This window comes from Actinomadura sp. NPDC047616 (assembly GCF_040642915.1).
Taxonomy (GTDB): Bacteria; Actinomycetota; Actinomycetes; order Streptosporangiales; family Streptosporangiaceae; genus Spirillospora; species Spirillospora miaoliensis.
This window is the reverse complement of record NZ_JBEYTB010000018.1, coordinates 177,247-203,134: the sequence shown is the minus strand read 5'-3', so window position 1 is coordinate 203,134 and position 25,888 is coordinate 177,247. Positions and strand designations below refer to the sequence as shown.

General features: G+C 70.5%; 26 protein-coding genes and 1 pseudogene. 12 read left to right on the top strand and 15 right to left on the bottom strand.

The annotated features are described in order from the left end of the window. The 3 genes and pseudogenes from ABZ801_RS34590 to ABZ801_RS34580 all read left to right on the top strand — a co-directional run. Positions 1 to 120 (top strand): annotated as a pseudogene (locus ABZ801_RS34590) (IS5/IS1182 family transposase); the annotation flags it as partial. A 919-nt stretch (positions 121 to 1,039) separates the two neighbouring features. Next, entirely contained in the window at positions 1,040 to 2,122 is a 1,083-nt protein-coding gene (locus ABZ801_RS34585) for an ATP-binding protein (RefSeq protein WP_360706193.1), read from the top strand. After that, a complete protein-coding gene (locus ABZ801_RS34580; protein ID WP_360706190.1) occupies positions 2,115 to 3,224 on the top strand; it encodes a hypothetical protein in 1,110 nt (369 codons plus the stop codon). Before ABZ801_RS34585 ends, ABZ801_RS34580 begins: the two co-directional genes overlap by 8 nt. Before the next feature lie 266 nt (positions 3,225 to 3,490). On the opposite strand, the gene ABZ801_RS34575 is transcribed toward ABZ801_RS34580, so the two are convergent. Beyond that, complete coding sequence (locus tag ABZ801_RS34575; RefSeq protein WP_360706187.1) at positions 3,491 to 4,114, bottom strand: TetR/AcrR family transcriptional regulator; 624 nt, start codon at positions 4,112 to 4,114, stop codon at positions 3,491 to 3,493. Between the two features lie 51 nt (positions 4,115 to 4,165). Here ABZ801_RS34575 and ABZ801_RS34570 point away from each other — a divergent pair, with 51 nt between their 5' ends. The 3 genes from ABZ801_RS34570 to ABZ801_RS34560 all read left to right on the top strand — a co-directional run bounded on the left by ABZ801_RS34570 (position 4,166) and on the right by ABZ801_RS34560 (position 7,821). Then, positions 4,166 to 5,041, top strand: a complete 876-nt coding sequence (locus ABZ801_RS34570; RefSeq protein WP_360706184.1) for an alpha/beta hydrolase — start codon at positions 4,166 to 4,168, stop codon at positions 5,039 to 5,041. 164 nt (positions 5,042 to 5,205) lie between these two features. Next, a complete protein-coding gene (locus ABZ801_RS34565; protein ID WP_360706181.1) occupies positions 5,206 to 5,577 on the top strand; it encodes an OsmC family protein in 372 nt (123 codons plus the stop codon). 789 nt (positions 5,578 to 6,366) lie between these two features. Beyond that, positions 6,367 to 7,821 (top strand): dienelactone hydrolase family protein, encoded by a 1,455-nt coding sequence (locus tag ABZ801_RS34560; protein WP_360706177.1) that lies wholly within the window; start codon positions 6,367 to 6,369, stop codon positions 7,819 to 7,821. Positions 7,822 to 8,063: 242 nt separating this feature from the next. On the opposite strand, the gene ABZ801_RS34555 is transcribed toward ABZ801_RS34560, so the two are convergent. The 5 genes from ABZ801_RS34555 to abc-f form a co-directional block, all read right to left on the bottom strand. After that, a complete protein-coding gene (locus tag ABZ801_RS34555) occupies positions 8,064 to 8,285 on the bottom strand; it encodes a hypothetical protein (RefSeq protein ID WP_360706175.1) in 222 nt (73 codons plus the stop codon). A 236-nt stretch (positions 8,286 to 8,521) separates the two neighbouring features. Continuing rightward, positions 8,522 to 8,911 (bottom strand): PPOX class F420-dependent oxidoreductase, encoded by a 390-nt coding sequence (locus tag ABZ801_RS34550; RefSeq protein WP_360706172.1) that lies wholly within the window; start codon positions 8,909 to 8,911, stop codon positions 8,522 to 8,524. Positions 8,912 to 9,082: 171 nt separating this feature from the next. After that, complete coding sequence (locus ABZ801_RS34545) at positions 9,083 to 10,363, bottom strand: erythromycin esterase family protein (RefSeq protein ID WP_360706169.1); 1,281 nt, start codon at positions 10,361 to 10,363, stop codon at positions 9,083 to 9,085. A 39-nt stretch (positions 10,364 to 10,402) separates the two neighbouring features. Next, complete coding sequence (locus tag ABZ801_RS34540) at positions 10,403 to 11,056, bottom strand: CatB-related O-acetyltransferase (protein WP_360706167.1); 654 nt, start codon at positions 11,054 to 11,056, stop codon at positions 10,403 to 10,405. A 44-nt stretch (positions 11,057 to 11,100) separates the two neighbouring features. Further along, positions 11,101 to 12,720, bottom strand: a complete 1,620-nt coding sequence (gene abc-f, locus ABZ801_RS34535; RefSeq protein ID WP_360706164.1) for a ribosomal protection-like ABC-F family protein — start codon at positions 12,718 to 12,720, stop codon at positions 11,101 to 11,103. 250 nt (positions 12,721 to 12,970) lie between these two features. Here abc-f and ABZ801_RS34530 point away from each other — a divergent pair, with 250 nt between their 5' ends. Further along, complete coding sequence (locus tag ABZ801_RS34530) at positions 12,971 to 13,528, top strand: TetR/AcrR family transcriptional regulator (protein ID WP_360706161.1); 558 nt, start codon at positions 12,971 to 12,973, stop codon at positions 13,526 to 13,528. A 268-nt stretch (positions 13,529 to 13,796) separates the two neighbouring features. Here the strand turns inward: ABZ801_RS34530 and ABZ801_RS34525 are convergent, their stop codons facing one another. From ABZ801_RS34525 to ABZ801_RS34510, 4 genes are all read right to left on the bottom strand, one after another. Further along, complete coding sequence (locus tag ABZ801_RS34525) at positions 13,797 to 14,336, bottom strand: putative immunity protein (RefSeq protein ID WP_360706158.1); 540 nt, start codon at positions 14,334 to 14,336, stop codon at positions 13,797 to 13,799. Between the two features lie 443 nt (positions 14,337 to 14,779). Then, complete coding sequence (locus ABZ801_RS34520) at positions 14,780 to 15,154, bottom strand: CBS domain-containing protein (RefSeq protein WP_344945888.1); 375 nt, start codon at positions 15,152 to 15,154, stop codon at positions 14,780 to 14,782. 51 nt (positions 15,155 to 15,205) lie between these two features. Beyond that, positions 15,206 to 16,036 carry a universal stress protein gene (locus tag ABZ801_RS34515; protein ID WP_360706155.1) on the bottom strand — a complete coding sequence of 277 codons (831 nt, stop codon included), beginning with the start codon at positions 16,034 to 16,036 and terminating at the stop codon, positions 15,206 to 15,208. 259 nt (positions 16,037 to 16,295) lie between these two features. Beyond that, a complete protein-coding gene (locus tag ABZ801_RS34510) occupies positions 16,296 to 16,502 on the bottom strand; it encodes a DUF1918 domain-containing protein (protein ID WP_360706152.1) in 207 nt (68 codons plus the stop codon). Between the two features lie 381 nt (positions 16,503 to 16,883). On the opposite strand from ABZ801_RS34510, the gene ABZ801_RS34505 reads away from it, so the two are divergent. From ABZ801_RS34505 to ABZ801_RS34495, 3 genes are all read left to right on the top strand, one after another. Continuing rightward, positions 16,884 to 17,012, top strand: a complete 129-nt coding sequence (locus ABZ801_RS34505; RefSeq protein ID WP_360706149.1) for a hypothetical protein — start codon at positions 16,884 to 16,886, stop codon at positions 17,010 to 17,012. Beyond that, positions 17,009 to 18,181 (top strand): methyltransferase domain-containing protein, encoded by a 1,173-nt coding sequence (locus ABZ801_RS34500; protein ID WP_360706146.1) that lies wholly within the window; start codon positions 17,009 to 17,011, stop codon positions 18,179 to 18,181. The genes ABZ801_RS34505 and ABZ801_RS34500 overlap by 4 nt, the downstream gene beginning before the upstream one ends. 186 nt (positions 18,182 to 18,367) lie before the next feature. Then, positions 18,368 to 19,303, top strand: coding sequence for a 2-hydroxyacid dehydrogenase (locus tag ABZ801_RS34495; protein ID WP_360706143.1), 936 nt, complete (start codon positions 18,368 to 18,370; stop codon positions 19,301 to 19,303). A gap of 68 nt (positions 19,304 to 19,371) precedes the next feature. Here ABZ801_RS34495 and ABZ801_RS34490 read toward each other — a convergent pair whose 3' ends face one another. Both ABZ801_RS34490 and ABZ801_RS34485 read right to left on the bottom strand, forming a co-directional pair. Then, positions 19,372 to 20,268 carry a virginiamycin B lyase gene (locus ABZ801_RS34490; protein WP_360706140.1) on the bottom strand — a complete coding sequence of 299 codons (897 nt, stop codon included), beginning with the start codon at positions 20,266 to 20,268 and terminating at the stop codon, positions 19,372 to 19,374. Between the two features lie 32 nt (positions 20,269 to 20,300). Continuing rightward, complete coding sequence (locus ABZ801_RS34485) at positions 20,301 to 20,633, bottom strand: hypothetical protein (protein WP_360706138.1); 333 nt, start codon at positions 20,631 to 20,633, stop codon at positions 20,301 to 20,303. A gap of 417 nt (positions 20,634 to 21,050) precedes the next feature. Between ABZ801_RS34485 and ABZ801_RS34480 the strand changes: the two genes are divergently transcribed. Further along, positions 21,051 to 22,268 (top strand): GAF domain-containing SpoIIE family protein phosphatase, encoded by a 1,218-nt coding sequence (locus ABZ801_RS34480; RefSeq protein WP_360706135.1) that lies wholly within the window; start codon positions 21,051 to 21,053, stop codon positions 22,266 to 22,268. Positions 22,269 to 22,364: 96 nt separating this feature from the next. On the opposite strand, the gene ABZ801_RS34475 is transcribed toward ABZ801_RS34480, so the two are convergent. Then, positions 22,365 to 23,309, bottom strand: coding sequence for an NAD(P)/FAD-dependent oxidoreductase (locus tag ABZ801_RS34475; protein WP_360706132.1), 945 nt, complete (start codon positions 23,307 to 23,309; stop codon positions 22,365 to 22,367). An 85-nt stretch (positions 23,310 to 23,394) separates the two neighbouring features. Beyond that, positions 23,395 to 24,252, bottom strand: coding sequence for a methyltransferase domain-containing protein (locus ABZ801_RS34470; protein WP_360706129.1), 858 nt, complete (start codon positions 24,250 to 24,252; stop codon positions 23,395 to 23,397). Positions 24,253 to 24,299: 47 nt separating this feature from the next. Between ABZ801_RS34470 and ABZ801_RS34465 the strand changes: the two genes are divergently transcribed. Further along, positions 24,300 to 24,890, top strand: coding sequence for a helix-turn-helix transcriptional regulator (locus tag ABZ801_RS34465; RefSeq protein WP_344945856.1), 591 nt, complete (start codon positions 24,300 to 24,302; stop codon positions 24,888 to 24,890). 471 nt (positions 24,891 to 25,361) lie between these two features. Here ABZ801_RS34465 and ABZ801_RS34460 read toward each other — a convergent pair whose 3' ends face one another. Next, positions 25,362 to 25,826 carry a MarR family winged helix-turn-helix transcriptional regulator gene (locus ABZ801_RS34460; protein WP_360706126.1) on the bottom strand — a complete coding sequence of 155 codons (465 nt, stop codon included), beginning with the start codon at positions 25,824 to 25,826 and terminating at the stop codon, positions 25,362 to 25,364. Positions 25,827 to 25,888 lie beyond the last annotated feature (62 nt).

Sequence of the window (25,888 nt, the reverse complement as noted above, 5' to 3'; positions counted from 1 at the left end):
GTGTCGTGGCTGAACGGGTTCCGCCGCCTGCACCGCCGCTACGAACGCAAGGCTGAGCACTTCCTGGCCTTCGCCGGCATCGCCGCCGCCCTGATTTGCCACCGCCGACTCACCAAATGAGACGACGTCTTAGTTGGTCTCCGCTCGACAGGCACGGCGGCCCTTTCGCCGTCGCGTCCGTCGTCGGACGTCCTTTGGGGGGCGGGGCGGTGGCTCTGGGCCCGCGAGCAGGACGGCACCCAGGTGAGCCGCGACCAGTTTTCGCCTCTCGACCGGCGGCCCCTGGGAAATCGTCTTCGGCTTCGGCAGCCAGCGGTCGAATCGTTCGGCGAGCAGGCGGCGTTTGGGGCGGTCGCCGGTGTTGGGTTGCCTGCGGTGATCTCGGCGTCGAGCATGCGCAGGAAGGTCCCGAGCAGGCGAAGCCGGAACAGGTGCACCGCTTGGCGCTGGTCGAGCTCCTCGGCGACCGTGGTCGGGGCCAGGAGCCGATTTTCTGTGCTTGGTGAACGTGCGGAAAGTCCGCGGCGTGGCCTCGGCGGAGCGGCGGAACTGTGAGGTCACGGTCAGGTCGTCCGCGACGGCTTTCAGACCGGCCTCTAGGAGAGCGATCAGCTTCCGCTGGGCTGTCGCCCCGGTGGTCGCCGACGCTGGCCGCGCTCTGGCCGCCCTGAGGTGCTCGGACCGTTCTGATCTCCCCACCGAGGCCGGCCGACGGCGTATGTGCGGGTGGTAGCCACCCGGGCCATGAGCGATAACGCCTGTTCGCAGTCTTTTCGATTTAGATGTCATGACCCACGTGCGGTTGTCGCACGCGCGGGGGTTCTGGCATTGGTCCCCCATTGCGGGGGTCGCGTGGGCTACCGGAACCGGCCATGTGCCTTTCGTCGCGACCCGGATCGGCCATACTCGGAGGCCTGACGACCTTCCGGACGTGACGTGATCAATGGCTGTATCAGGCATCCGGTGGGCCACGGGGGCTCGCTCACGGACGGCGCCAGGTCCCTCCGACTACGCCTTGGGGCGTACCGTACTTCGCTTCGTGATAGCGCTGCGGTGCGGGGGAGTGGCGGCGGCGTGCGTCGCCGCCGGCGTCGGTGACGGCACCGGCGTCTCCCGCGGCTGGCAGGTGGCGGCGCTCGGCGGGATGGCGGTGTGGGCGGTGTTCTTCACCGTGGTCGCCGTCCGAGGCGGGCTGGGGTTGCCGCTGGTCGCGGCGGACAGCGCGCTGGTGGCGCTGGTGATGCTCGGGCAGGCGCGGCTCGTCCCCGTTTCGATGGTCGTGCACGAGACCACATGGGCCATCATGCTGGCCAGCACCGCCATTTACGTGGCGCAGCTCGCCCTGCGTCCGGTCGCGGGGCTGCCGCTGGCGGCCGTGGTCATCGCCGCCTACATCGCCGGTGTTCCGGTGGCGACCAGCGAGATCCGGATCCTGTTCGTCCAGGCCGCGGTGGTCAGCGCGATGATGTGGCTGCTGCGCCGCGGCGGGCGGCGCGCCGACGCCATCGTCGCGGACCGGGACCGCGAGCGGCAGCGGGCCATGGTCGAGGCGACCCGCCGGGTGGACGAGCGCCACCACCGTCTGCAGATGCACGACTCGGTGCTGGCCACGCTGACGATGGTCGCGTCCGGTGCCGTCCAGGCCGACTCGCCCGGTCTGCGCGAGGGCGCACGGCGGGCGCTGGAGGTCATGGAGGAGTGCTCGGCGCCTCCGCCCGTCGCCGACGCGCCGCTGGCCGACCTAGCGGACGGATTGGAGCGACTGGTCGCACAGACCCCTCCGCCGGTATCGGTCGATCTCACCGTCATCGGGGGGCCGCGTATCGAGGTTCCCGCGCCGGTCGCCTCGGCGATCATCGGCTCGGCTCGCGAGGCGCTACGCAATGTGGCGACGCACGCCGGGGTGCGCAAGGCGTCGATCCGCGCAGTACGACGCGGCGACAGCGTGAAGGTGGACGTTGTCGACCGCGGCAGCGGCTTCGACCTCGCCCATGTCCCGGATGCCCGGCGGGGCATCAGGTACTCGATCGTGGAACGCATGGCGATGGTGGGCGGGACAGCCACCGTGCGGTCCCGGCAAGGGGAGGGGACCGTGGTCACGCTGCGGTGGACCCGTGGCTGACAGCTCGCCGGCCGGCCAGTTCGCCGCGCGTTTCCACCGTGCCTTCGACATCGCCACGGTCATCGCGGTCGCTCTGTGGCAGGTCGGGGCCGTCGGTACGGCCCTCCTGGATTTCTGGGACCTGTACCGTTCCCCAGGCCTGGCAGTGGCGGTCTGGGCCACCCAACTGTTGATCATGGCGTGTGGCGCGGTGCTGCTGCTGCGCGGGACGCAGGCGGCCGCGGTGACGTGGTCGCTGGTCGCCGTCGACCTCGTGGCGGGGGTCGCGATGGCCGCCAACTGCCCGGACGGTCAGCAGCTGAGAACCAACTGGGCGTGGACGTCGGTCGGTCTGGTGGGGGTGCTGCTTCTGCTGCACCGGCCGGTGCGGCAGGTGGTCGCCGTGCTCGCGGTGAACGCGGGGATCGTCGTCGTGGCGTTGGCGGCCACGGGAGAGATGAGCCGGCACGCGGTCGCCGGGTTCGTCACCCTGCTGTACGCCTCGGCCAGCATCCAGTTCGCGCTGATCGCCGGGGCGCGGGTGTTCCGGTTCAGCGGCGGCATGGCCGCCGAGGCTGCGGCCGAACAGTGGGAGATGGCGACACGCGCGGCCGTCATCGCCGAGGTCGCCGCGGCGCGGCAGGACCGCTACCGGGAGGCGCGAGGGCTCATCGCCGATGTCCTGCGCGGCCTGGCCGACGGCACCGTCGACCCCGCGGACACGCAGGTCCGGCACCGGTGCGCCACGGCGGAGTCCATGCTCCGGCAGGTGCTGGCCGAGCAGGACGACGTCCCCGACCCGCTGCTGCGCCTCCTGCGCCCCGGCATCGACGAGGCGATGCGCCGCGGCGTCGTCGTCGAGATGGCCCAGGTGGGCAGGACGCCGCCGATGAGCGAGGAGGTCGCCGTGGCGCTCGCCGAGGCCCCGCTCGCCGTGCTGACCGGCGCCGGCGAGGCCGCCCGCGTCACCGTGGTCTCCGCAGGGACCGGGCAGGTGAGCGTCTCAGTGCTCGTCGACGGTGACGCCGCCGTCCCTGAACCCGCCGCGGTGGAGGGCGTCACCGTCACCTGTGACCGCGACGGAGACCTGCTCTGGGTGGAGGCCCAATGGGACGGCCCGTGACGATCGCCGTCCTCGACGAACAGGACGCCGTGCTCTCCGGCTACATTGTCAGGAGCTGCGGCACTGCTGGCCGGGGTCCGGCCCTGTGTGTCGTGGTGCGGTGGGGCGCCGTCGTAGCCGGTGGCGTGTGACCGCACTGGAGCAGCTCGCCGACCGGTACGTGACCGAGTTCGCCGCCCTGGACCCGTGCCGGGCGGCGCTGGTTCATGTGCGCGGGCTCACCCTGGTGAGCCTGTCCCGGATTGAACCCTGCCTTGGGCAGCAGGTCAGCCAATGGGTTGATCGGCAGGGGAGCGGAACAGCTCGTCCAGGTGATGGGTGAGCACGGCCAGGGCCGCCTCGCCGTCGCGCTGGCCGCCCAGAACGCTCTGCCCGAGCCCGTTCACCAGCGCCAGCAGTCCGGCCGCCGTCATCTCGGGGTCCTTGGCGGGGTCGATCTGGCCCGCCTGTTGGGCCGCGCGGATCTGCTTGCAGAGGAAGGACTCCAGGCCGTCGGGCTGGGCGGTGGCGTGCCTGGCCAGCAGGGCCGGGTCGTTGAGGACCAGCGTGTAGTACGCGGCGTAGGTCCTGGTGATCCGGCGGCTTTCCGGATCGGTCGGCAGGACGCACGACAGGATCGCCGTCACGATGTCACGCGGCGTGGGCGAGGGACCCGCCGCGCCGATCCACTCCAGCATCCGGGCCTGCAGCTGGGCGCCGAGCCGGTCCAGCGCGTCCAGGAGAAGTGCCTCCTTGGTGGTGAAGTAATACTGCACCAGCCGCAGGGAGACGCCTGCCTCGGCGGCGACCGCCCGCATGCTGGCCGACTGCAGGCCCCGGGTGTCGGCGATCCGCAACAACGCCTCGGCGATCTGCTTCCTGCGCTCCTCGTGATCCACCCGCGCGGGCACGACGCACCACCTTCCTTTCGTGATACAGGTGTACCGTGATACAGACGTATCATGAAACTCGGTGCATTCAAGGACGCCAAGAGCAGAGACCGTTTCCACGCCGCCTATGAACAGACTTTGGCGGACTTGTGGCCGGGGGCCCGGGAGACGCTCGATGTCGCGACCGCCTTCGGGACTACCCGCGCCTACCGCGCCGGACCGCCCGGCGACCGGCCGATCGTGCTGCTGTCGGGAGCCGGCGGGAACGCCCTGATGTGGCACCGGTACATCGACGCGCTGAGCCGGCGGCACCGGGTCATCGCCGTGGACACCGTCGGCGAGCCTGGCGCCAGCGTGCAGACCGCTCCGATCGGCGACGGCCGAGACGGCGCGGCCTGGCTGGAGGAACTCCTGGGCGCGCTGGAGGTGGCAGAGGCCCATCTGGTCGGCTGCTCCTACGGCGGCTGGCTGGCCCTCCAGCACCAGATCCACCACCCCGGTCGAACCGCGTCCCTGACCCTGGTGGATCCCGCCGGTTTCGCCGACCCCGGATGGAGGTTCTTCACCTGGGCGATCGGTGGTGGACTGGCCGGGACCGCGCCACGTCCGCTGCGCCCCTTCCTGGCACGGCTGGTCGCCAACAGCACGATCCTGGAGACCGAGCTGATGCGTATGATGCGGCGGACGATGAGCTTCCGCCGCGGGCTCCCGCCGGCCCAGGTCTTCACCGACGAAGAACTCCGGCGCGTGCAGGCGCCCTCGTTGTTCCTCCTCGGTGCACGCAGCGCCCTGCACGACTCCCGCCAGGTTGCCGACCGCCTCGCCCAGCTCATACCCGCCGCCCGGGTGGAGATCGTGCCCGGCGCGGGGCACGCGCTGCCGACGGACCGACCAGAGCTGGTCACCGACCGCATCCTGAAGATGGCCGGGCAGCAGAAGACCCCCTGACGGACCAGACAGACACCGTCATGACCAGGTCCCGGTGCCGTAGCAGGCAACGTTCGCCCCACCCACCCGACCAAGCGTCCCACATTCTGGACACCTCTTCTCATTATGTGGTCCGAACCGTTACGATCCCGGCGGGTCGGGTTGCGGCAGGAGGGGCAAAGGCGATGGTCGAGGCTGTGGCGCTTTCGACGCCCTGGCAGGTCAGGTTCCGGGTCGGCGACAACGAGGGCCTGGCCGACACGCTCAAAGAGGGCATCGGTGGCTCGGCGGGGATGCGGCCGCATGAACTGCTGGAGGCGGCGTTGGCCACGTGCATGACCATCTCTGCGCGGATGGCGCTGGCCGACCTGGGTTTCACCGATGCCGAGGTGAGCGTGCAGGTGCACTTGGAGCGCGAGGAGTCGGCAACGCGGTTCCGGTACGAGCTCGTCCTCGACCCGGCGCTTGAGGCTCACCGGCCCGCGGTCATGAAGCGCATCGCATGCTCGCCGGTCCGCTCCACGCTGAGCAGGGAGCTTGTGTTCGAACCGGCCTGACGGAGAGGTACGGGCGATGTGGGCCTTGCTGATGACCTCACGAAGACGTTCGCGTCGGGCCTGCGGCACCTGGACCACGCCTGCCGCACCACCCTCCCACGGGGTTCTTGGCGGTGCTGCACTGGGACCAGGCGCGGGGACGAACGCCACGCAGTCGGCCAGCAGCCGGGTCACCTGCCCGGCCAGCCGCCCGCCCGCTGGCAGGCCCTCGACGCCCCGGCGGCCGAAATGCTCCGCCGCAGGTCGCGGTGATCATCGTAGAGGCGCTCCCGCAGTGTGAACCCGGCATTTACTGCGGCGCCACCCGTAATAACTACATCGGACGATCGTGTAGGGCTGGTGACGGGGGACATCGCCGTTGGCGCCGGGCGGCTCTCCCCAGTCGCCCTGCTCGCACGGAGGCCAGGTCGGCGTACCTCTTCAGCCCTACGGCTGTCCTCGTCCGCCGCAGGCAGTCCCGGTAGCGCATCGGGTGGGCATTTTCCGGCTCTGCGGCCGCCTCGGTCATCACACGTCTCTGTCGATTCAGCATCATGGTGGCCCCGGCTGGGGCCGCCACCGCGTACAGCCGGAGCCGGTCGGGTACAGGGAGCGCACACCCCGCCCTCCCCGGCGTTTACCGCGGCCCTGTCACGGTAGGCCGCGGGCCTAGAAGCACATGAGTCGACCGTCTGATGGCACTGCGACTCCGGTCGCACAGGGGACATGCCTCGTATTGCGACTCCGGTTGCATGCGACGGCGACCCGGGATCGATGTGGCATCGCGTGCCCCGCCCTGACGATGGCCGGGTGACCGAGATCATCACAGGGCTGTACATGTCCCCCCTGGAATTCCTTGCCTTGGTAGGTGCCGTCGCGCTGGTGGTGGCGCGCTGGCTTCCCGCCTCGGCCCGCCCACGCGTCACGATCGCGGCGGGGGCGGTTCTTGTGCTGTCTGTGATCGTGCTGAGCGTGGTGGGGATCCGCTGGCAGATGCTGCCGGTACTGACAGGCTCTGCCGTCGCGTTGCCGTTCGCTCTTTCTCCCCTGTTGCGACGCCGTACCGGCCGGCCAGTGTGGCGGGCCCGATGGTGGCTGGCGTTGCCGGGGTCGGCGGCCTGCGTCGGCCTGATTGCCACGGGCCCGGTGGCCGCCTGGGCGTTTCCTGTACCCGTGTTCCCCGAGCCGTCGGGTGGTTTCGCGGTCGGCACTCGAGTGGTGCAGTGGACCGACCCACTCCGCCCCGAGACCTTCACTGCCGATCCGCACGACCGGCGCACGGTCGTGGTCCAGCTCTGGTACCCCGCGCAGAAGAGCCCCGCCGGCACGCAGCGCGCCCAGTACCTCGGACGCACGGAGGACGAGGCGCGCACCGTTTCCGACGCCCTCGCCCGCGCGGTCGGCCTGCCCGGCTTCCTGGTCGACGGCGTCTCACATGCCCACACTCATTCGGTCGTCAACGCCCCGGTGGCCGACAGAGGCGGACGGTTCCCGGTCGTGCTGTTCTCTCCCGGATCGGGCGGAGTGCGCACCCAGAACACCGCCTGGGCGGAGGAACTGGCCAGCCACGGCTATGTGGTTGCCGCCCTCGACCACCCGTACGACTCCGCCGCCGTCGTCCTCGCCGACGGCCGAACGATTCACGCCAAGATCGCCTCCACCGGTGACCGGGACAAGGATGACGAGCTGGCGGTTGGTTGGACGGCTGTTCGGGCCGCCGACCTCAGCTTCGTCCTCACCCAGCTGGACCGTCTAGGCCGAGGTGAGAGCGCCGGCCCGCTGACCGGACGCCTGGACACCAGGCGAGTAGCGGTCACCGGTCACTCCATGGGTGGTGCTGCCGCCCTGCAGGCAGCCCGGCAGGACCACCGGTTCGACGCCGTCATCGATCTCGACGGCTACCCGCACGGCCCCACCTCACCCTCCCTCCACCAGCCGACGCTCGCGCTCACCCAGGCCATCACCCCCGAAACCGACCCACGCTACATACCCCGCCTCACCAAGGCCCTCAAGCTCAACACCACGACGAGCTACCGGCTCACCATCCCCGGCGCCGCACACCTCACCTTCATGGACGGCCCCCTGTACCTGCCGCCTGTGCCCTCGCTAGTCGGCTCCCTGGGCCGCACCGAGAGCCCGCACGCCGTCGCCGCAACTACGCTCGCCTTCCTGGACGCCACCCTGTGGCACAAACCCGGCGACCTGGCTGACGTTCTCTCGGCTTACGGCGTCCTCAGCGTCTACCCACCGGGCAGCAGCCGCTGACCGGCTTCGCCGCGGCAGCCGACGGCCCGCGAGGCGGCACCGGCCATCACACCCCGGTGTCGCCCAGCCCATCAACCCAGTCCGGATGCGTGATCAGCCGCTTGAAGTGCGACCAGGCCGAACTCTGCGAGGACTTCTTCAGCCGGTTGTACTGCGTGGTGCCATCCGAGTCGCGTTCCTCCAGCAGCCGCAGCAGTCCCGCCCGCTCATCCGGTTGTGGATACCGGTGCAGATCGACGTGTTCACCTCTTTGCGGACCGTCGAGCCATCGCGTCGAGAGGGGAGAACGCTGGCAGCTCCAGCCCGGCGCCTACGACCCTCTCCAACGCGATGTTGATCAGATCAGCCGGACGGTTCTTCGCCGCGGCCTCCTTGCGGATCGATCCCTCCGCGATCCGGCGGGTCACGGTCCGTTCATCGAGGTCACAACCCACCCCGGCCCAGACGATGGTCAACATCGCCACCGACGACACTGAGCTGAAAGGGTGACGGCCTACGGCAGTCCCACCCCAAGAACAACTACTGACGGCTTCTGGGCTCACCTCGGCGTCACCCCTGGCCGGGCTCGGTGTGGCCGCGTTCGCGGGCACCGGCCAGGCCAGGAGATCCCTATTCGGTGCTGGGCTGGACGGGACAAGTACGAGGAGCGTCGGTGCAGGACGCTCAGCAGCCCACGTCTTTACCGCCTTGTCGCCGTACTTCACACCGTGCGGCTCGTTCGGGGGCCGCCCAGTCCCCACGAGACGATCTTGGTGGGGGTGATCCGGATGATCTCTCGGGAAAGGCCGGGCATGGGCGGCTGCTGGTCGGTCAGCGCCGCCGCCGTGCCCCGGATCTCGATGCCCCGGGGCGCCCACGGATCGACCGTCGCCAGGTCGTCCACGACGAACGCGACCGTGCTGCCCTGCTGGACGTTCCGGAACTTCTTCGACCTGCCCAGCGCGCCTCCGCCGATGACGATCGTGCCCGCGTCGGCGTCGAGGAAGAAGTTGGTCGGGTTGTTCTGCACCTGTCCGTCGGAGGAGACGGTGGCCAGCCGTCCGATGTGCTGTGTGGCCAGGTAGTCGAGTTCGGCTTGGGTGAAGGTCATACGTGCGGTCCTTGTGGCTCCTGTGGTGATTGTTGCGACAAGCTTGCCGCGTCGCCTCAATCCCTCGTTTTCGGGTGGCTGGTCAAGGCTGATCGGAGGCTGGGCCTGGGAATCCGTTCGATGGCGCGGCGTCCGCCGTGCTCCATGCCGGTTGCGCGGAGGCGGGGCGCCTCAGATCTGGATGTCGGCGATGGTGGAGAGCGGCGTGTTGAGGATGCCGTCGAACGAGTCCAGGACGGGGGTGTGCACGTAGGTGCTTTGCATCCGGATGCGGTCGGGGCCGGCGCCGCCGGGGGTCTCGCGGCGTGCCCGGCGGAGATCGGCGATGCCGAGCCCGAGGTCGGCGTCGGCGAAGGCGGCTTCGACGCTTCCGGGCTCGGGCGGCCCCAGCGTGGTGTCGTCGATGGTGAAACCGAAGGGCGTTTCCTCGTCGCGGCGCATCTCGGCCGTGTGTCCGGTGATGCTCGTCAGGCCGAGGGCGAAGTATTCGTCGCCGAGGGCGCTGTGCAGGTACTGGCCCATCGGGAACCCCGTGAGGTGGCCGTTGAAGGCGATCGGTGATTTCTGGATGTGGGCGTTGTGCGCCGCCAGCACGATGCGGGTGCCGGGTTCGAAGCGCTCCAGGTGCCACAGGACCGACCCGGCCATGTAGACGTCCCGGGCCGAGGTGTCGGCGGTCAAGCCGCTTCCTGCGAACAGGGCGGCCATGGCGCGAAAGCTGTAGTCGGCGTGGCAGGCGCCTTCGAGACGCCGCAAGGCGATGTCGTAGCTGTGCCGGTCGCCGCGGGAGACGTACAGCGGTTCGACGGAGCGGAACCGGATGAGCAGGCGCGTCAGGGTCGCGCTGAGGGCGTCCTGTTCGGTGGCGTCCAGGCGCGCCCACGCGGGCGCGGCCACGGCCCCGGAGCCGCCGGCGAACGATTCGGCGATCCGCATCGCCTCCTGGACCGCCGGCAGGGTTTCGGGATCGATCTGGCGCAGGTAGTCGGCGACCGGGGCCAGAGCGGGGAGCAGGGATCCACCGGCCGCCGGGATGTCGATGCCGGCGAAACGCACCGGTTGCGAGGCCGTGCGGTTGTGCCGGCGGATCCAGCGCAGCGGCTCCGCGACTCCCACGGGGATCGTCGCGGCGAGGTGCGCCGACAGATCGTCGTCCGTGCCTTCCCCTTGGGCCCAGGCATCGAGGGGGAAGCCTTCGCTGAAGCCGTATTCGAAGGCCAGGACGCTGAACCCGCAGCGTTCCACCAGGAACCGCAGGACGCGCTGGCGCAGGAGCGAGAACTCGTCGATGAAGTGGGAGTGCTCGCCGATCGCGACGACGCGCGCGTTGCCGATGATGTCGCGCAGCGGCTCCAGGTCATCGAGCGGCGCCGCCGGATCGAGGTGGGTGAGCGGGACGGCATGGCCGCGAAGCCAGCCGGCGAACGGGTTGTGGTGGGAGGAAGCAGGCATGCTGATCGCTCGATTCTGTAGTGCTGGAACGTGAGTGGATCACTGGTGCGGGGGCGTGGGCGCCGCGTTCTCCAGGTCGTCGATGCCGCCGGACATGATCGTGCGGACGTGCTCGGTGATGTGCTGGAGCGGCCAGTCCCACCAGGCCAGCGCGAGGAGGCGGTCGACGTCCGCGTCGCTGAAGCGGCGGCGGATGAGCCGGGCGGGGTTGCCGCCGACGATGCCGTAGTCGGGGACGTCGTCGACGACGACGGAACCGGAGGCGACGATCGCTCCGTGGCCGATGCGGACGCCGGGCATCACCATGGACCGGTAGCCGAGCCAGACGTCGTGGCCCACCACGGTGTCGCCGCGTCCAGGCAGGCCGCTGATCAGGTCGAAGTGCTCGGCCCAGGAACCGCCCATGATCGGGAAGGGGAACGTCGAAGGGCCGTCCATGCGGTGGTTGGCGCCGTTCATGATGAACCGCACGCCCTCGCCCAGCGCGCAGAACTTCCCGATGACCAGTTTCTCCGGCCCGTAGTGGTACAGCACGTTACGGGTCTCGAACGCGGTCGGATCGTCCGGATCGTCGTAGTAGGAGAACTCTCCGACCTCGATCAGCGGGGAAGTGATCAGCGGTTTCAGCAGCACCACCCGCGGCTGCTCGGGCATCGGATGCACCACGGTCGGGTCGGCGGGCACAGCAGGCATCAGCGATCGTTTCCTTCCTGCAAGGGGTGTTGGCGGCTTGGGCGTCAGGCGTTGGCGGCGGACGCCGATGTCGGCTGCATGGCCAGGTGGGCGCCCTTCCAGCGCCGGCGCAGCCGGCGATCGTGGCTGACGACGACGAGGGCGCCCTCGTAGCCGGCCAGGGCGGCTTCCAGTTCCTCGACCAGGGCGGGCGACAGATGGTTGGTGGGTTCGTCGAGCAACAGGACCTCTGACGGCTCGCTGAGCATCCGCGCCAGGGCGAGCCGTTGCCGCTGCCCGGTCGACAGCCGGCCGACCGGCACCGAGAGCCGGTCGCGGTCGAACAGGCCGAGGGACAGCAGCCGTTCGGCGTGCTCGTCGGCCTCACCGGCCCGGCCGCGGGCGAAGGCGGCCAGCAGGGTCTCGTCCGGGTTCCCGGGCTGCGGCTCCTGGGGAAGGTAGCCGATCCTGCCACGGCGGGTGATGTTCCCGCTGTCGGGGGCGAGTTCTCCGGCCAGGACGCGCAGCAGGGTGCTCTTGCCCGCCCCGTTCGGCCCCGTGATCAGCAGCCGGTCGCCCGCCGTCACGGTGAGGCTCGTGCGGTCGAGCCGGCCGACGACGGCGATGTCAGCGGCGTCGAGCACCACGCCCTGCAGGCGGCGGGCCCGCAGGACGGGGGTGAAGCGCAACGGCTCCGGCGGGGGCGGGACCGGGTTGGCAAGGAGGCGGCGTAGCCGTTCCTCGGCGTTGCGTACCCGGCTGGCCAGCGACTGCTGCACCCGGCCGCCCGCCCGGTCGTAGGCCATCTTGTTGCGGTCCTTCATCTCCCGGCCGGGCGCCACCTGCCGGGCGGTGGTCGCGGCGGCCTCGCGGAGCCGGTCGATGTCGGCCCGCCACTGCTCGTGCGCCTGGGCCCAGCGCTGCCGGGCAGCCGCCTTCTCGGCGAGGTAGCCGGCGTAGCCGTTGCCGTACCGGACGACGCGGCGCCGGTCGGCGTCCACCTCCAGCAGGCCGGTGGCGACGCGTTCGAGGAAGTCCCGGTCGTGGGAGACCGCCACCGTGGTGCCCCGCCGGGCGCGCAGGTGCTCTTCCAGCCAGCTCAGGGCGCTGTCGTCGAGATGGTTGGTCGGCTCGTCCAGCAGCAGCACCTCCGGCGCGGCCGCCAGGACGGCCGCCAGCCGCAACCTGACCTGCTCTCCGCCGGACAGCCCGCCCACGGTGCGGTCACGGTCGACGAGGCCCAGGCCGAGTCCGTGCAGGGCGCGTTCCACGCGGGCGTCGGCGTCGTAGCCGCCGCGCAACTCGAAGACCGTCATCAGGTCGCCGTACTCGGCCATGCCCGACTCGTCGCCGTCGGCCATCGCCGCCTCCAGGCGGCGCATCCGCTCCTCGATGGCGCGCAGGTCGCTCAGGGCCCGGTCGATAACCTGCTGGACGGTCGCGTCCGGCGGCAGCCACTCGTCCTGGGCGAGATAACCGACGCCGCCGGCGGCCTGGACGACGATCTCGCCCTGGTCGGGCCGTTCGCGCCCGGCGAGCAGGCGCAGCAAGGTGGTCTTGCCGGACCCGTTCTCACCGACGATCCCGGTGCGCTCACCCGCGGCGATCGAGCAGGTCACCGAGTCGAGGACGACCCTGCCGTTGAAGGACTTGCTGACGCCGAGCGCGGTGATCTGTGTGGGCATGCGTGCACTCCAAAGCATTCGAGGACGGGGCGGCCGTCAGGGGCCGCGCGGCCGGGTGAACGCTTCGGAAGAGCATCGATGACTCCACTAGTGCGACAAGTGCTGCATTAAGATGCTGTCATAACGCCGCCCCACTGAGCAAACGGATTCACCAGCGATGACTTCCGCAGTCCCTGAACCGGAGGGCACCCGGCCGCCACCGCCGCCCCGGCGCCGCCCCGGTGGCCGTACCGCCCGTATCCGTACGCAGGTGCTCGACGCGGTCCTCGCGGAACTCGGAGAGCGCGGTTATGACGGGCTCACCATGGAGGCCGTCGCCGCCCGCGCCGGCGTGCACCGCGCGACGGTCTACCGGCGCTGGGGAGACGTCGGCGGCCTGCTCGCCGACGTCCTGGACGCGGCGGGCGACGACGCCTGGCAGCCCCCGGACACCGGCTCCCTGCAGGGCGACCTGGCGGCGCTGAACCACGAGATCCAGGACGCGCTGACCGCGCAGCCGCCGATCGTGGCGGCTCTGATCGCCGCCTCGTTCCGCTCCGAGAAGGCCGACCACGCCCAGCGGCGGCTCTGGGAGGACCGGTACACCCGCTGCGAGATCATCGTCGGCCGGGCCGTCCGGCGCGGCGAACTCCCGCCGCACACCGACGCCCGGCGACTGCTCATCGCCGCCACCGCGCCCCTGTACCACCAGCTGGTGCTCCTGCGCACACCACCTGACCCGGACCTGCCCGACCAGGCGGCCAGAACCGCCGCCCTCGCCGCATCCGCCGGCGCCTTCGCCCAACCCCCACCAGTCGGCGACACCTGACGGGCCCCCTCCGCCCCACCGCCCAGCCGAACAGCCGCACATGAACGCGGTCCGCAGCGGCGGCTCGGCTCACGGCCCCACGTTTTCCGCCTGCAACCTGCCGCCGACGAACTGCATCGCGGCGTCACTCCCGAGCCCGTCCAGCACACGCGGCTGCACCGAGTCCAGCAGACGGGCACCCCCGGGGGCCCCGCGTTGACGGCGAACACATCCCGCCAGCGGGCGGCTCATGGTCGACGGGACTCGTCCATCAGCACTGAGTCCGGGATTACCGGAGCGACGCGTCCAACTGACGCATCAGTTCTCCGACCCGCCCACCGCCGGGCGGGGCGAGCGGGTAGCGCCTCAGGACGTCCACCACGACGGGACCAGCAAGGATTCGCAGCTGCGCGATGTGGTCGGCTCCGACGGTGCGATCGTCTCCGGCGGAGAGTTCGAACGCTCGTGCGGCATGAGCGGCCGAACCGAGGATGTGCTTGACCTGAGTGGCTTTCGCCAAGGGGTGGAGGAACGCCGCACTGGCCGCGGCCAAGGCCGCGCGCGCGGCGTCGCTCGCCGCAGCCTGCCCCGCGTCGCGGGCCTCCTGAGCCGCCCGGTGCGCCGCCCACGCGTTGTCACGTATCGCCTTGGTCCGCTCGGCCCCATCCGCGAACGCCTGCGCGACGTCGATCGCGGCTCGTGGGCGCCGATCGTCAGGGCGGGCACGTTCGAAGATCGCCAAAGCGGGCCGCGCGCACGCCACGGCGTAGCCGGTGACCTCGCGGAGTTCGGACTTGCTGAGTTCGATCGCCGTGGAGTCATCCGCCATGGGTCATCCCTCTGTATAGGGGGCCGAAGCGAGTTCAACTGTATCGTTGAACTCCCGGTGTAAACTTCGGAGCTCAGTTCACTACGTGAAGAGGAGACACCTTCAAACCCGCGGTCGGCTGCTACCTGGCCCCCGGCCCAGGAGGCCGCTCCAGAGCGGGACCTAGATCCGCGAGACGAGCCCACGGGCAGGCCGAAGGGCGCGGTGCACCTCCACGCGGCGGTAGTCGCGTCGGACGCCGAGGGGAGCCGGCGCTGCGGCCGGGCGTGAACTCGGCGAGGAGATGCGCCGCGAGCTGATCGCGTTCGGGCGGCGCCGGCTGGCCTCGCTGACCCCAGGGAGATCGTCCTCGACCAGCACCTGCCGCACCCCCTCAGTGGCAAGCGTGGACATGCCGGTGAGTGTTCAGTCACGGCGTACGCGTGACCGGTGCCGGGGTGGCTTCAGACCGCCCAGGTCTCCAGGGTGAGCAGATCACGCATCGACACCATGCCGACCAGGCGTCCGTGATCGTCCACCGGCAGGTGCCGGATGCCCGCCTCCAGCATCCGGCGTGCGACCTCACCCGAGTCCTCCCCCAGGGAGGCGGTCTTGATCTGCGTCGAGGCATACGCCGCAACCCTCTCGGAGGCCGGGTCGGCCGACGAGGCCAGAGCCCTCACCAGGTCGCGCTCGGTGATGATCCCGGCGACGCGCTCACCGTCGAGCACGGCCAGGGCGCCGACCTTGTGCTCCTCCATCCGTCGCGCCGCCTCCGCCAGTCGCTCCACCGCCTGGCAGTTGAAGATCATCGGCCGGTAAACGTTGCTGATCAGCATGATCCCTCCCCGCTGAGCTGATCATTTGTCGTCGGACGAGCCCGCTGCCGGTCAGGCTTCCGGGGCGATCACGACAGCGGACAGCGCCTGGTGGAGCAACGCGTGACCGACGCTGCCCAGAGCCAGCTCCGTGACACCATGGCGGTGCGTCGCACCGACGACGACCAGAGCGGCCTGGTCGGACGCGGCCACCAGCGCCCGCGCCGGGTGCTGATCGACGATGGCTCGTGAAACCCGCACATCCGGATACTTCGACCGCCAGCCCGCCAGCGCCTCGGCCAGCGACGTGTCCTCTTCCACCTTCTCCCGGCCCGCGCCGAACTCGCCGCCGAGCGCGTGGATGGCGCTCAGATGCGCACCCCGCAGGGAAGCCTCCTCGAAGGCCCAGCCGATCGCACGGGACTCGCGATCCCGTTCGGCGACACCCACGACGACCTCGGCGGGCGCCGTGTCGGCATCGGGAGCACCGTCAGTGATCGCCAGCACGGGGCAACGGGCACCCGCCACGAGGCGCAGGGCCACCGACCCGAGCAGGGGACCGCCGAAGTTCTCCAGTCCGCTCGTACCGACGACGACCAGTTCCGCGTGCTCGCTCTCGAACACCAGGGCCCTGCCCGGCTCCTGGGCCAGCAGCCGAATGCGGACCTCCAGCCCCGGTTGCAAACCCAGCGCGTACGCCTTGGCCTCGGTGAGCAGGCGCGTCCGCTCCTCCTCCAGCCCCTCGTAGGCGGCCTCGCTCAATGATCCGTCCCGGTACAGCATCATCGACGCGTGCACCAACTCCAGCGGACGGCCCCGAAGGCTCGCCTCGGTGACCGCCCACGCGACGCACCGCGGTGACGCGGCCGAACCGTCCAGCCCTGCGACAACGGGTGTGTTCATGCGCCATCCCTCACCTCGTCGGCCGCATCCGTCCTGACCGGAGGCGTGCACTGCGGTGATCGTGCATTGACCGCCCCTCATGGCCAGGGTCCCGTCCAGCGTCAACCCGACGGAAAACCGCAGGTAGGGGCCGCCGCCCCCGGTTCGGGGGACCTTTGGCCCTCCTCCCGTGACCCCCGTGACGCTTGGTCAGCAGGCGCGCGAGACGGCTCGTGGAGAGCGCTCGCCGACGCCCTGGCGAGTGTCCTTGGTGTGCCGCCTAACGCTCCTTCGGTGACTTGGGCGGGTAGTGCTCGATGGTGGCGTCGGACGAGGGGAAGAGCGTGCTCTTGTGGCCGTCGTCCCATCGGACGACATAGGGAGGTCCTCCGTCCCGGCCGTGCACTTCCAGGATCTCGGCTTCGCGGTCCGGTTGGCCCACGTGATGTCCGTGGATCACCAGCCGGTCGCCTGTGCTCGCTTGCATGGTGTCCTCCTGACAATCCCTTCGAACTCCATCGTGGTGTGGGGGGAAGGTGGCCACAAGGGGCGAAGGTCTGTAAACGCACAGGTCAGCGGCGATGTAGAGAGGTGTGCGAGGCGGTCTGCCCCGCCCGCGCGGGTCGTGCGCGGCCCATCGCGCGCTGCCGAGTAAAGACGTTGCCCGGTTGGTATCCGCACTGCGGCAGGGCCCGGCCCCGCCCCGATCGCTGGCCTGGACCGACCTGGCGGGCGTAGCCGCCGGTCGACCAGCCCGCCGATAGCCGCTGTCGCCGTATTGGGTGAACCCAGCCACTGACGCCTCACCTTGAGGTGGCTTTGCTGCGTCACCGCCCGCAACGATCTTGCGGCGCGGGTAGCTTCACGCGTGGTCGACCGCGGGGAGGCGGAGATGGGCAGCCACGGCGACAGCGAGAACCCCAAGGACGGAAAGCTCACCAAGCAGCAGTCGGACGGCACCACCGGCCCCAAGCACGGATCCGGCAAGGAAAAGTGACCGCCGACCCCGCCCTCAGCGCCAGAGATCTCGAGGCCGAACTCGAATCGGCCGGGGCGCTGCCCGCGGCGTGGCTGGACGAGTTCCGCGCCACGCCGCGGCATCTGTTCATTCCCGATGATGTCTGGACCGAGGCGCCCGGCGGCTGGCGGCGACTGTCCCGACGGACGGAACCCGATGTCTGGTGGGAGATGGTCGGCCGGGACGGGTACATCGTCACCCAGGTCGACGACGGCCGGCCGGCCGACCCGGACCACGGCGAGTACTCCACCAGCAGCGCCAGCCAACCCAGCCTCGTCCTGCGCATGCTCGACGAGCTGCACGCGGAGCCGGGGACGCGAGTGTTGGAGATCGGAACCGGCACCGGGTACAACGCCGCGCTCCTGGCCGCGCGGCTCGGCCCCGACAACGTGACCACGGTGGAAGTCGACCCGCGGCTGGCCGAGCGCGCCCGCCAGGCCCTGGCCCGCGTCGGCCGCCCGGTCCCGGTCATCACCGCAGATGGCGCCGCTGGGCACCCGCCGCACGCCCCCTACGACCGGATCATCGCTACCGCGTCGGTGCAGCGAGTCCCCGCGGCGTGGATCGAGCAGACCCGGCCGGGCGGGATCATCCTGACCCCGTGGGGCAACGCATACCACAACGACGCACTGCTACGGCTCACTGTGCACGAGGACGGAATCGCGTCAGGCCCGTTCGCCGGGCGGGCCCCGTTCATGTGGATGAGGGACGCCCGCGTGCAGCTTGGCACGCTGAGCGATCACGTTCACGACGGCGACGCCCCCGACGTGTCCACCACCGACCTGGACCTGTGTGACATGTTCGGTCGTCCCGACGTCGACTTCGCGATCGGCGTCCAGGTGCCCGGTGTGTCCTGGCACCGCTTCGACGCCGAGGATGGGTCCGGCGAATTCACCGTCTGGCTCATCGACGTCGAGCCGGGCGGCCGATCGTGGGCCTCGGTCGACTTCGAGGGCAACGCCGTCCACCGGGTCGAGCAGTACGGGCCGCGGCGCCTCTGGGACGAGGTCGCCGCCGCGTACCGGACTTGGCTGGGCCACGGCCGACCGGGCGTCACCCGCTTCGGTATGACGGTCCTGCCTGACGGGCGACATCAGGTGTGGCTCGATGCGCCATCGATGTCGTCTTGGGCCCCGGTGCGCTACTGAGCGTCTCGGCTGGTTGACCACCAGGACAACGGGCCGCGGGAGAGCTCCTGGCTGATCCCCGGCAATGCGCCGTGTGGCTGTGATCATGGCTGTACGCACGCCCTTTTCCAGGCGGCTTATGGTTGTTCGGGCTGGTAGGTGTGGGTGTTGCAGGTCGACCGTGACGAGGCCGGGAGAGGGAAGACCTTGGACCGTGTACTGCAGATAGGCCCGCTGCTGCCGTCTCTTGAGCGCGACATGCGCGAGCACTACGACGTCGTGCTGCTGGATGACACGCCGGACGGATATCTCGACGAGCACGGCGCCGAGTTCGCGGCCGTGGTCGCCAGCTCGCGCATCGGAGTGGACCGCGCGCTGATGGACCGGCTCCCGTCGCTGCGCGTGATCGTGAACTTCGGGGTGGGATACGAGACGACCGACGTGGAGGCGGCGAAGGAACGCGGCATCGCCGTCGCCAATACGCCCGACGTGCTCAACGACTGTGTCGCCGACACGGCCGTGGGCGGGCTGATCGATGTGATGCGCCGGTTCTCCGCCGCCGACCGGTTCGTGCGGCGCGGCGACTGGACCCGTGGTCCGTTTCCGCTGGCGACCAAGGTCAGCGGCAAAAGGATCGGCATCCTCGGTCTGGGGCGCATCGGCCGGGCCATCGCCCGCCGGTTGGAGGGCTTCGACGTCGAGATCGCCTACCACTCGCGGTCACGGGTCGAAGGCGTCCCCTATGCGCGCATGGAGACACCGGAAAAGCTCGCGGCCTGGTGCGACGCACTGATCGTGGCGACCTCGGGTGGGGCGGGCACCCGGGGGCTGGTCTCGGCGGCGGTGCTGGAGGCGCTGGGGCCGGACGGCTACCTGGTGAACATCTCGCGCGGCAGCGTGGTGGACGAACCCGCGCTGGTCGCCGCCCTGACCGGCGGACGGATCGCGGGTGCCGCACTCGACGTGTTCGCCCACGAGCCGGACGTGCCCGCCGAGCTCCTGACCCTGGACTCGGTCGTCCTGCTCCCGCACATCGGCAGCGCCACCCACGAGACGCGGCGGGCCATGGGCGACCTGGCCTTCCGCAACCTGCGGAACTTCATGGAGAAGGGCACGCTGATCACGCCCGTCCCGGAGATCTGACGCCCCCCGCGAGTCGCCGGGCAGGTGCGGCCCGCGAGGTCGTTCCCTCATGGGCGCGGGGCAGGCTTTCAGAGGGTCAGGCGGGCCACCGCACCTGTTTCCAGGGCCGTCCACACGGCGCCGTCCGGGCCCACCGTGATGCCGTGGGGTTCCGATGACGGCGTGGGAAGGTCGTACTCGGTGATCTCTCCGGCGGACGTGATGCGTCCGATGCGGTTGGCGCCCCATTCGGTGAACCAGCACTCTCCCGAGGGGGCCGCGGTGATGGCATGGGGTCGGGCGGCGCGATCGGGGAGCGGGAACTCCCGGATCGTGCCGTCCCCGTCGAGCCTGCCGATCTGGCCGGCGGCGATCTCCACGAACCAGAGGGCGTCGTCGGCTCCGCATGTGATGCCGACCGGTGCGGCGTCCGCGGTGGGCAGCGGATGAAGCGTCACCTTGCCGTCAAGGTCGATACGGCCGATGGCGTTGGCCTGGTTGAGGGTGAACCACAACGCGCCGTCCGGACCCGGGGTGATCATCGAGGGGAACGCCCCCTGGGCGGGGAGGGGGAAGTGGACGATCTGTCCGTCGGGGGTGATGCGGCCGATCCGGTCGGTGTTCATCTCGGTGAACCACAAGGCGCCGTCCGGCCCCGCACAGATCCCGAAGGGGGCGCCGCCGGGTGCGGGCAGCGAGAACGCGCTGGTGGTGCCGTCGATCGTGATGCGGCCGATGTGGTCGTCCCCGGACCGGGTGAACCACAGCGCCCTGTCCGGTCCTTGGGTGATGATGGCCGGCCGGCACGTCTCCGAGCCCACGGGATACCGGCTGAGGTCACCGTCGAGGGTCAGCCGGACGACCTCCCCGCTGTGGACCAGAGTGATCCACAACGCGCCATCGGACCCGGTCGTGATGCCGTACAGGCCCGCCTTGGCGTCCGTGACCGAGAACTCCCGGATGGACGGGTGATCGGAGTGCTGCATCTTTCTCCTTCCAGGGCGCTCGTCGCCCGGCCTCAGGGACGCGGCTTCGAGGTGCGGCGCACGAGTTCGACGATGACGGCGGCCAGTTCGGCGGGCTGGGTCATGGGCACGTTGTGGTTGGCCGCGACGTCGAGCAACTCGCGGTCCGGGGCGCTGTCGACCACGGCCTGCAGTTCGTCGCGGCGCTGCGCGTAGAAGCCGCGGTCGGGCAGCACGAACGTGAGGGGGCACCGGACACGCGCGTACACGTCCACAGAGGGATAGATCGGCGCGTGAGGGTCGGGGTTGCTCACGGTGGCGATCTCCTCGGTGGTCGGGCGGCGTTGCCAGCGCCCGTCCGCGCACCGCAGGAAGGCACGCCGCATGACCTCGCGTACCAGCTCGGGACGTGCTCCGGCGTTGAGCCAGTGGGTCGCGACCTCGCCCGCACACCGTCGGCGACGGGCAACTCGACATGCCTTCCCAACATCGCGGACACCCTGCCCACCGAACCCCGGAGGTGCAACTGATTAACGCCGTGCGTAAGGCCCCCGGCGGCCGCGATCGCCTTAGCTGGGGGGCTCGGCGGGCCTGCAAGGGGTTGATCGCCGCGTCCGCTGCGTCGAAAGTCATGCGCCTCGGGCAGCGGCCGTGTGGAGCGTGCATTCGGCCGCCGGGGACGGCACGCACAGGCTTCCGCGATCCACGGTCCGCTGGAGTATGACCCGCGACGCCCTGTGACCGGTCCTGGGACCTGCGGGGATGGTGAGGAGGTACCACATGGCTCACATACAGTTGGCAAGGTGGAGAACTCGGCAAGCGCCCTGCGGGATGCCGCCCGCAAGCTTGAGAACATCCAGGCGATCACCGATGAGGCGTTCGCCCACATGGGCGTTGATGAGTTCCTGGACACCCTGCTCGAGCGCGTCCGCCAGATCCTGGAGGTCGACACCGCCGTCGTGCTGCTTCTGGACCGTCAGGCGCGGTTCCTGGTGGCGACGGCGGCGAAGGGGCTCGAGGAAGAGGTCACCCAGGCCGCTCACGTTCCGGTCGGTGAAGGCTTCGCCGGGCGTGTCGCCGCCGAGCGCCGGCCGGTCTACATCGACGACGTGGCCAACGCCAATGTGTTCAACCCGCTGCTGGTCCAGCGGGGCCTGCGCTCCCTGCTCGGCGTTCCCCTGATCGCCGGCGGCACGCTGGTGGGGGTTCTGCACATCGGGTCGCTCACCGAACGCCGCTTCACCAAGGACGAGACCGAGTTCCTGCAACTCGCGGCCGCGCGTGTCGCGATGGCGGTGCAGTCCCTGCTCACCAGGGCGGAACGCGCCGGAGCCCTGGAACTGCAACGCAGCCTGGTGCCGGCCGCGCTTCCGAGCATCCCCGGCGTCGAGTTCGCCGCCCGCTATCGGCCCGGCAAGGCGAGCGTCGGGGGTGACTGGTACGACGTCTTCACCCTTCCCTCCGGCGAGGTCGGCATCGTCATGGGGGACGTGGCGGGGCACGGGTTCCCGGCCGCGGTCGTGATGGGACGGATGCGCAGTGCCCTGCGGGCCTATGCGCTCGAGAACGACGATCCGGCGGAGGTACTGCGCAAGCTCAACCGCAAGATGCAGCACTTCGAGCCGGAGGCGACGGCGACCGTGCTGTACGTGATGTGCGACCCGGGGGCGGGCCGGGTCCGGGTGTCCTCGGCCGGCCATTGCCCCCCGGTCCTCGCCCTGCCGGGGTGCGCGGGGAAGTTCCTCGACCTGGAGAGCGACGTCCTGATCGGCTTGGGGGAGGACATGCCCCGCCGGACCACCACCGTCACGCTGCCTCCGGGCGCCCTGCTGTGCTTCTACACCGACGGGCTGGTGGAGCGGCGGAGAAGTCCACTCGCCCATGGCTTCTCCCGGCTGTGCGACGCGGTGTACGCGGGTCCCCCGGAGGCGGTCGGCGCCGCGGTCATGTCGGCGCTCATCGGCCGTGAGATGGCCGAAGACGACGTCGCCGTTCTGCTGATGCGCCGCACCCCGTGCTGAACCACCCCCCGGGGCGGTGGCTTCGTCGTCTGTGACGTCGCCATCCGTGTGACGCACAGTCGACCACCTGCCATCTGGTCGGACCAGTGAGTGAGGTCAGGCTCCGATCCGCGCCCGTACGGCGGTGGCGGCGTCGTCGGCCACGAGATCCGCGTTGATGGCGGCGGCGGCCACGACCCCGGCCCCTGTCGCGGCCGCGACCATCGCCCCCAGATCGGTCGAGTTCCCCGCGGCCCACACGCCGGGGATCTCCGTCCGGCCCATCGGGTCCGTGGCGATGAACGCTCCGGCAGGCTGGTCGGTGGGGGTTCCGCCGAGCTGCTCGTACAGGTCCGACCGCGCCAGGAACCGGGGAGCCACCGCCACCGCGTCCACACCGAACTCGTGGCCGTCCTCCAGGACGACGGCCCGCAGGGCGCCGTCCTCGATGCGCAGCCGGTCGACGGTGCCGTCCACGACCTGGATGCTCAGGGCCGCCAGCTGAGCCCAGGCTTCATCGCTCGGGTCGGGCATCCGGTGGGCGAAGAGCGTGACCTCCTCGCTGAGCTGTCGGAACATCAGGGCCTGGTGGACACTGAGAGGGCTCGTGCCGAGCACGCCGACGCGCTGCCCGCGGACCTCCCAGCCGTGGCAGTACGGGCAGTGCAGCACGCTCTTTCCCCACAGCTCCCGCAGTCCCGGCACGTCGGGGAGCTGGTCGATCAACCCCGTCGCCAGCAGCAGCCGCCGGGCCCACAGCGTCTCGCCGCCGGCGAGTTCCACCTCGAACCCGCCGTCGTGCCGACGCGCGGCCACGGCGCGGTCGTGACGCATCTGCGCCCCGTAGTGCGCCGCCTCCCGCCGCCCTGCGGCGAGCAGTTCGAGCGGCGGGATGCCGTCGTGTCCCAGGACGTTGTGTGCGCCGTCTGCGGGTGCGTTGCGCGGCTCGCCGGCATCCACGACGACTACCGACCGCAGGGAACGCGCCAGCGTGACGGCCGCGCTCAGACCCGCCGCCCCGCCGCCGATGATCGCGACGTCGTGGTTCCGGTCCGTGTCCATGGAAGTTCTCCTTCACCTCGTTCACGGCCATGCCGGGCATTCGCCGTGCCGGCCGGGCAGCCGTGTGATCGACTGTGCGAGCAGTTCAGGGGCGTCGGCGGGCAGCCCACGCGGTCCGGCTGGCGCGCAACGTCAGGTCGCGGCGGTGCAGGAGCGCGTCGGGGCGGTCGGCCGCCAGCAGATGGTCGAGTGCGTCGAGGTCGCCGGCGGCCAAGTGGCCGTCAAGGGCGGAGCGGAAGCCGCTCAGCAGGGCGTGCCCGTAGCGTGCGGCGCTCGGCGGCGCCGGGCTCGCCTCGATGACGAAGGTGCGCTGGGCGGCCATCTCGAAACCGGCCCGCTCCAGGTGAGGCCGCCAGTCCGGGTGCGCGTTCCAGCCTGCCCGTGCCGCCGCCTCATGGCAGCGCTCCTCCAGGCCGGGACGGCCGATGCCGATGTCGTCCGGGAGGAAGCGCGGCAGCGCGTCCATCTCGATGACGACCAGCAGGCCGCCGGGGCGCAGGGCGGCGTGCACATCGCCCAGCATCCGGTCCGGGTCGGCGACGTGATGCAGCGATGAGGCCGCCCACACCAGGTCGACGGAACCGATCGGGGGCCAGGCGTCGTCCAGGTCGGCCTGGACGACGCGCAGCCGATCATCCAGCCCCTGTGCGCGCGCCGCCGCGCGGATGCGGTCCAGCATCACCGCGGACTGGTCGAGCGCGACGATCTCGGCCGCCGTGAAGCGCCGTGCCAGCGCCAGGCTGCCGCCGCCGGTGCCCGCCCCCAGGTCGGCGACCTTACGCGGTGTCCCGGAGGTGTGCTGTTGGACCCAGTCGGTCAGCTCGTCCAGGTACGCGCTGAACGTCTGCGCGTCCAGGTCGAGCATGTCCGCCAGCCCCGACTCGTCGTGGTGCGCGTGCCCGCCGTGACGAGGACCGTGATGGTGGTGAGCGTGCTGTGTCATGACTTCACGCTAAACGCTCCATGCGTCAGTGACATACACTCTTGCGTATGACGCAAGAAGTGGATTTGGACAGGGTGATCCGGCAGCGCATCCGCGGTCTGCGGCTGGCGCGCGGCTGGTCACTGGACGCTCTGGCGGCCCGCTGCCATCTCAGCCCGTCCAGCCTGAGCCGCATCGAGACCGGACACCGCAGGATCGCCATCGACCAGCTGGTCGCGATCGCCCGGGCCCTGGACACCACGCTCGACCAGCTCGTCGAGTCCGACGATGACGAGGACGTGGTGATCCGGCCGGAGCCCTGTCACACGCGCGGGATGACCAGTTGGCTCCTGTCCCGCGAACGTTCCCTGCACGGCGTGACCGTGGCGAAGATGCGCATCACCCCGGACCGGCCCAAAGGCGCCGAGCACCTGAAAGTGCACCCCGGCCGCGAGTGGTTCACCGTGCTGTCCGGGACGGCCCGCCTGCACCTGGGGGAGCGCACCATCCTGGTCAAGCCGGGCGACGCGGCCGAGTTCTCCACCATGACCCCGCACGCCATCGACGCCCACGAGGGGCCCGTCGAGATCCTCACCATCTTCGACCACAACGGAGAACGCACCCACCTGCACGTCTTCGACAACGCTCCGCAACCATGACGGCGACGTGACCGTCTCCGGCAGCGATACCGGAACCGTCGGCCCGCACCCCGATTCCGGCCGGCCTCGCCACCGAAGCCCGGACACCCCTGCACACCCACTACGGCCACATCCAAGACAAGCACCGCCGCCTGGCGAGAGCCGCGTTCGTGCACGATGGGTGGCCGTCTGCCCTTGTGGTGAGGGCCGGGACCGTCGGCGCGACCCGATTCCGGCCGGCCTCGCCACCGAAGCCCGGACACCCCTGCACACCCACTGCGGCCACGACCAGGACAAGCACCGCCGCCTGGTCAGAGCCGCGCCCGTGCACGATTGGGGTGGCCGTCTACCTTTGCGGTGAGGGCCGGGGGCGCGCGTGCGGCACTGGACGAACGCCATTCGGCTCCGTGACGTCTCGCGCCCAGGCGCGGCGATCACCGATCTCTCCGGCGCAGCGCTCACTGGTGACGTGAGGCCACCAGGCGTGAACTGTCAGGTGCCGGGGTTCAGCAGCTTGTTCAGCAGCGCGGTGAGCTGGGCGCGCTCCTGGTGGCTGAGGGGCTGGAAGACGTCGTCCAGGAAGCCGGGGACCGACTTCTCGACCTCGGTGAGGCGGCGCCGGCCGGCGTCGGTGATGGTGACGGCGTATGAGCGCCGGTCGCGCGGATTGCGCTCGCGCCGGACGAGGCCGTCCCGTTCGAGGTCGTCGCAGACGCCGACCATGACGCTGCGGTCGATGCGCAGTTCCTCGCTGAGGGTCTGCTGGGAGCAGGGGCCGACGGCGGCGAGCATCTTCAGCACCAGGTGCTGGCCGACGCCGAGGCCCTGGGCGCCCGCATGGGCGTCCGCCGCGCGCGCCACCGCTGTCGAGGTCCGGCACAGCGCGATGTCGAGCCGTTCGGCCGCCAGTTGCGGGAAGTAGCTCGGTTTCACGCGCCCGTCGGTCGTCTGCGGCATCTGGTCCCCTTCTCGTCCAGTAGTCGCCACCCTACCAAACTCATCTCCCCGGCGATTGTTTG

Coding starts and splice junctions, on each gene's coding strand:
- ABZ801_RS34465 (WP_344945856.1), top strand. CDS start 24,300: ATGACGCAAGAAGTGGATTTGGACAGGGTGATCCGGCAGCGCATCCGC.
- ABZ801_RS34525 (WP_360706158.1), bottom strand. CDS start 14,336: ATGGCGGATGACTCCACGGCGATCGAACTCAGCAAGTCCGAACTCCGC.
- ABZ801_RS34490 (WP_360706140.1), bottom strand. CDS start 20,268: ATGCAGCACTCCGATCACCCGTCCATCCGGGAGTTCTCGGTCACGGAC.
- ABZ801_RS34485 (WP_360706138.1), bottom strand. CDS start 20,633: ATGCGGCGTGCCTTCCTGCGGTGCGCGGACGGGCGCTGGCAACGCCGC.
- ABZ801_RS34475 (WP_360706132.1), bottom strand. CDS start 23,309: ATGGACACGGACCGGAACCACGACGTCGCGATCATCGGCGGCGGGGCG.
- ABZ801_RS34550 (WP_360706172.1), bottom strand. CDS start 8,911: ATGACCTTCACCCAAGCCGAACTCGACTACCTGGCCACACAGCACATC.
- abc-f (WP_360706164.1), bottom strand. CDS start 12,720: ATGCCCACACAGATCACCGCGCTCGGCGTCAGCAAGTCCTTCAACGGC.
- ABZ801_RS34565 (WP_360706181.1), top strand. CDS start 5,206: ATGGTCGAGGCTGTGGCGCTTTCGACGCCCTGGCAGGTCAGGTTCCGG.
- ABZ801_RS34515 (WP_360706155.1), bottom strand. CDS start 16,036: ATGAACACACCCGTTGTCGCAGGGCTGGACGGTTCGGCCGCGTCACCG.
- ABZ801_RS34545 (WP_360706169.1), bottom strand. CDS start 10,363: ATGCCTGCTTCCTCCCACCACAACCCGTTCGCCGGCTGGCTTCGCGGC.
- ABZ801_RS34470 (WP_360706129.1), bottom strand. CDS start 24,252: ATGACACAGCACGCTCACCACCATCACGGTCCTCGTCACGGCGGGCAC.
- ABZ801_RS34540 (WP_360706167.1), bottom strand. CDS start 11,056: ATGCCTGCTGTGCCCGCCGACCCGACCGTGGTGCATCCGATGCCCGAG.
- ABZ801_RS34510 (WP_360706152.1), bottom strand. CDS start 16,502: ATGCAAGCGAGCACAGGCGACCGGCTGGTGATCCACGGACATCACGTG.
- ABZ801_RS34520 (WP_344945888.1), bottom strand. CDS start 15,154: ATGCTGATCAGCAACGTTTACCGGCCGATGATCTTCAACTGCCAGGCG.
- ABZ801_RS34570 (WP_360706184.1), top strand. CDS start 4,166: ATGAAACTCGGTGCATTCAAGGACGCCAAGAGCAGAGACCGTTTCCAC.
- ABZ801_RS34460 (WP_360706126.1), bottom strand. CDS start 25,826: ATGCCGCAGACGACCGACGGGCGCGTGAAACCGAGCTACTTCCCGCAA.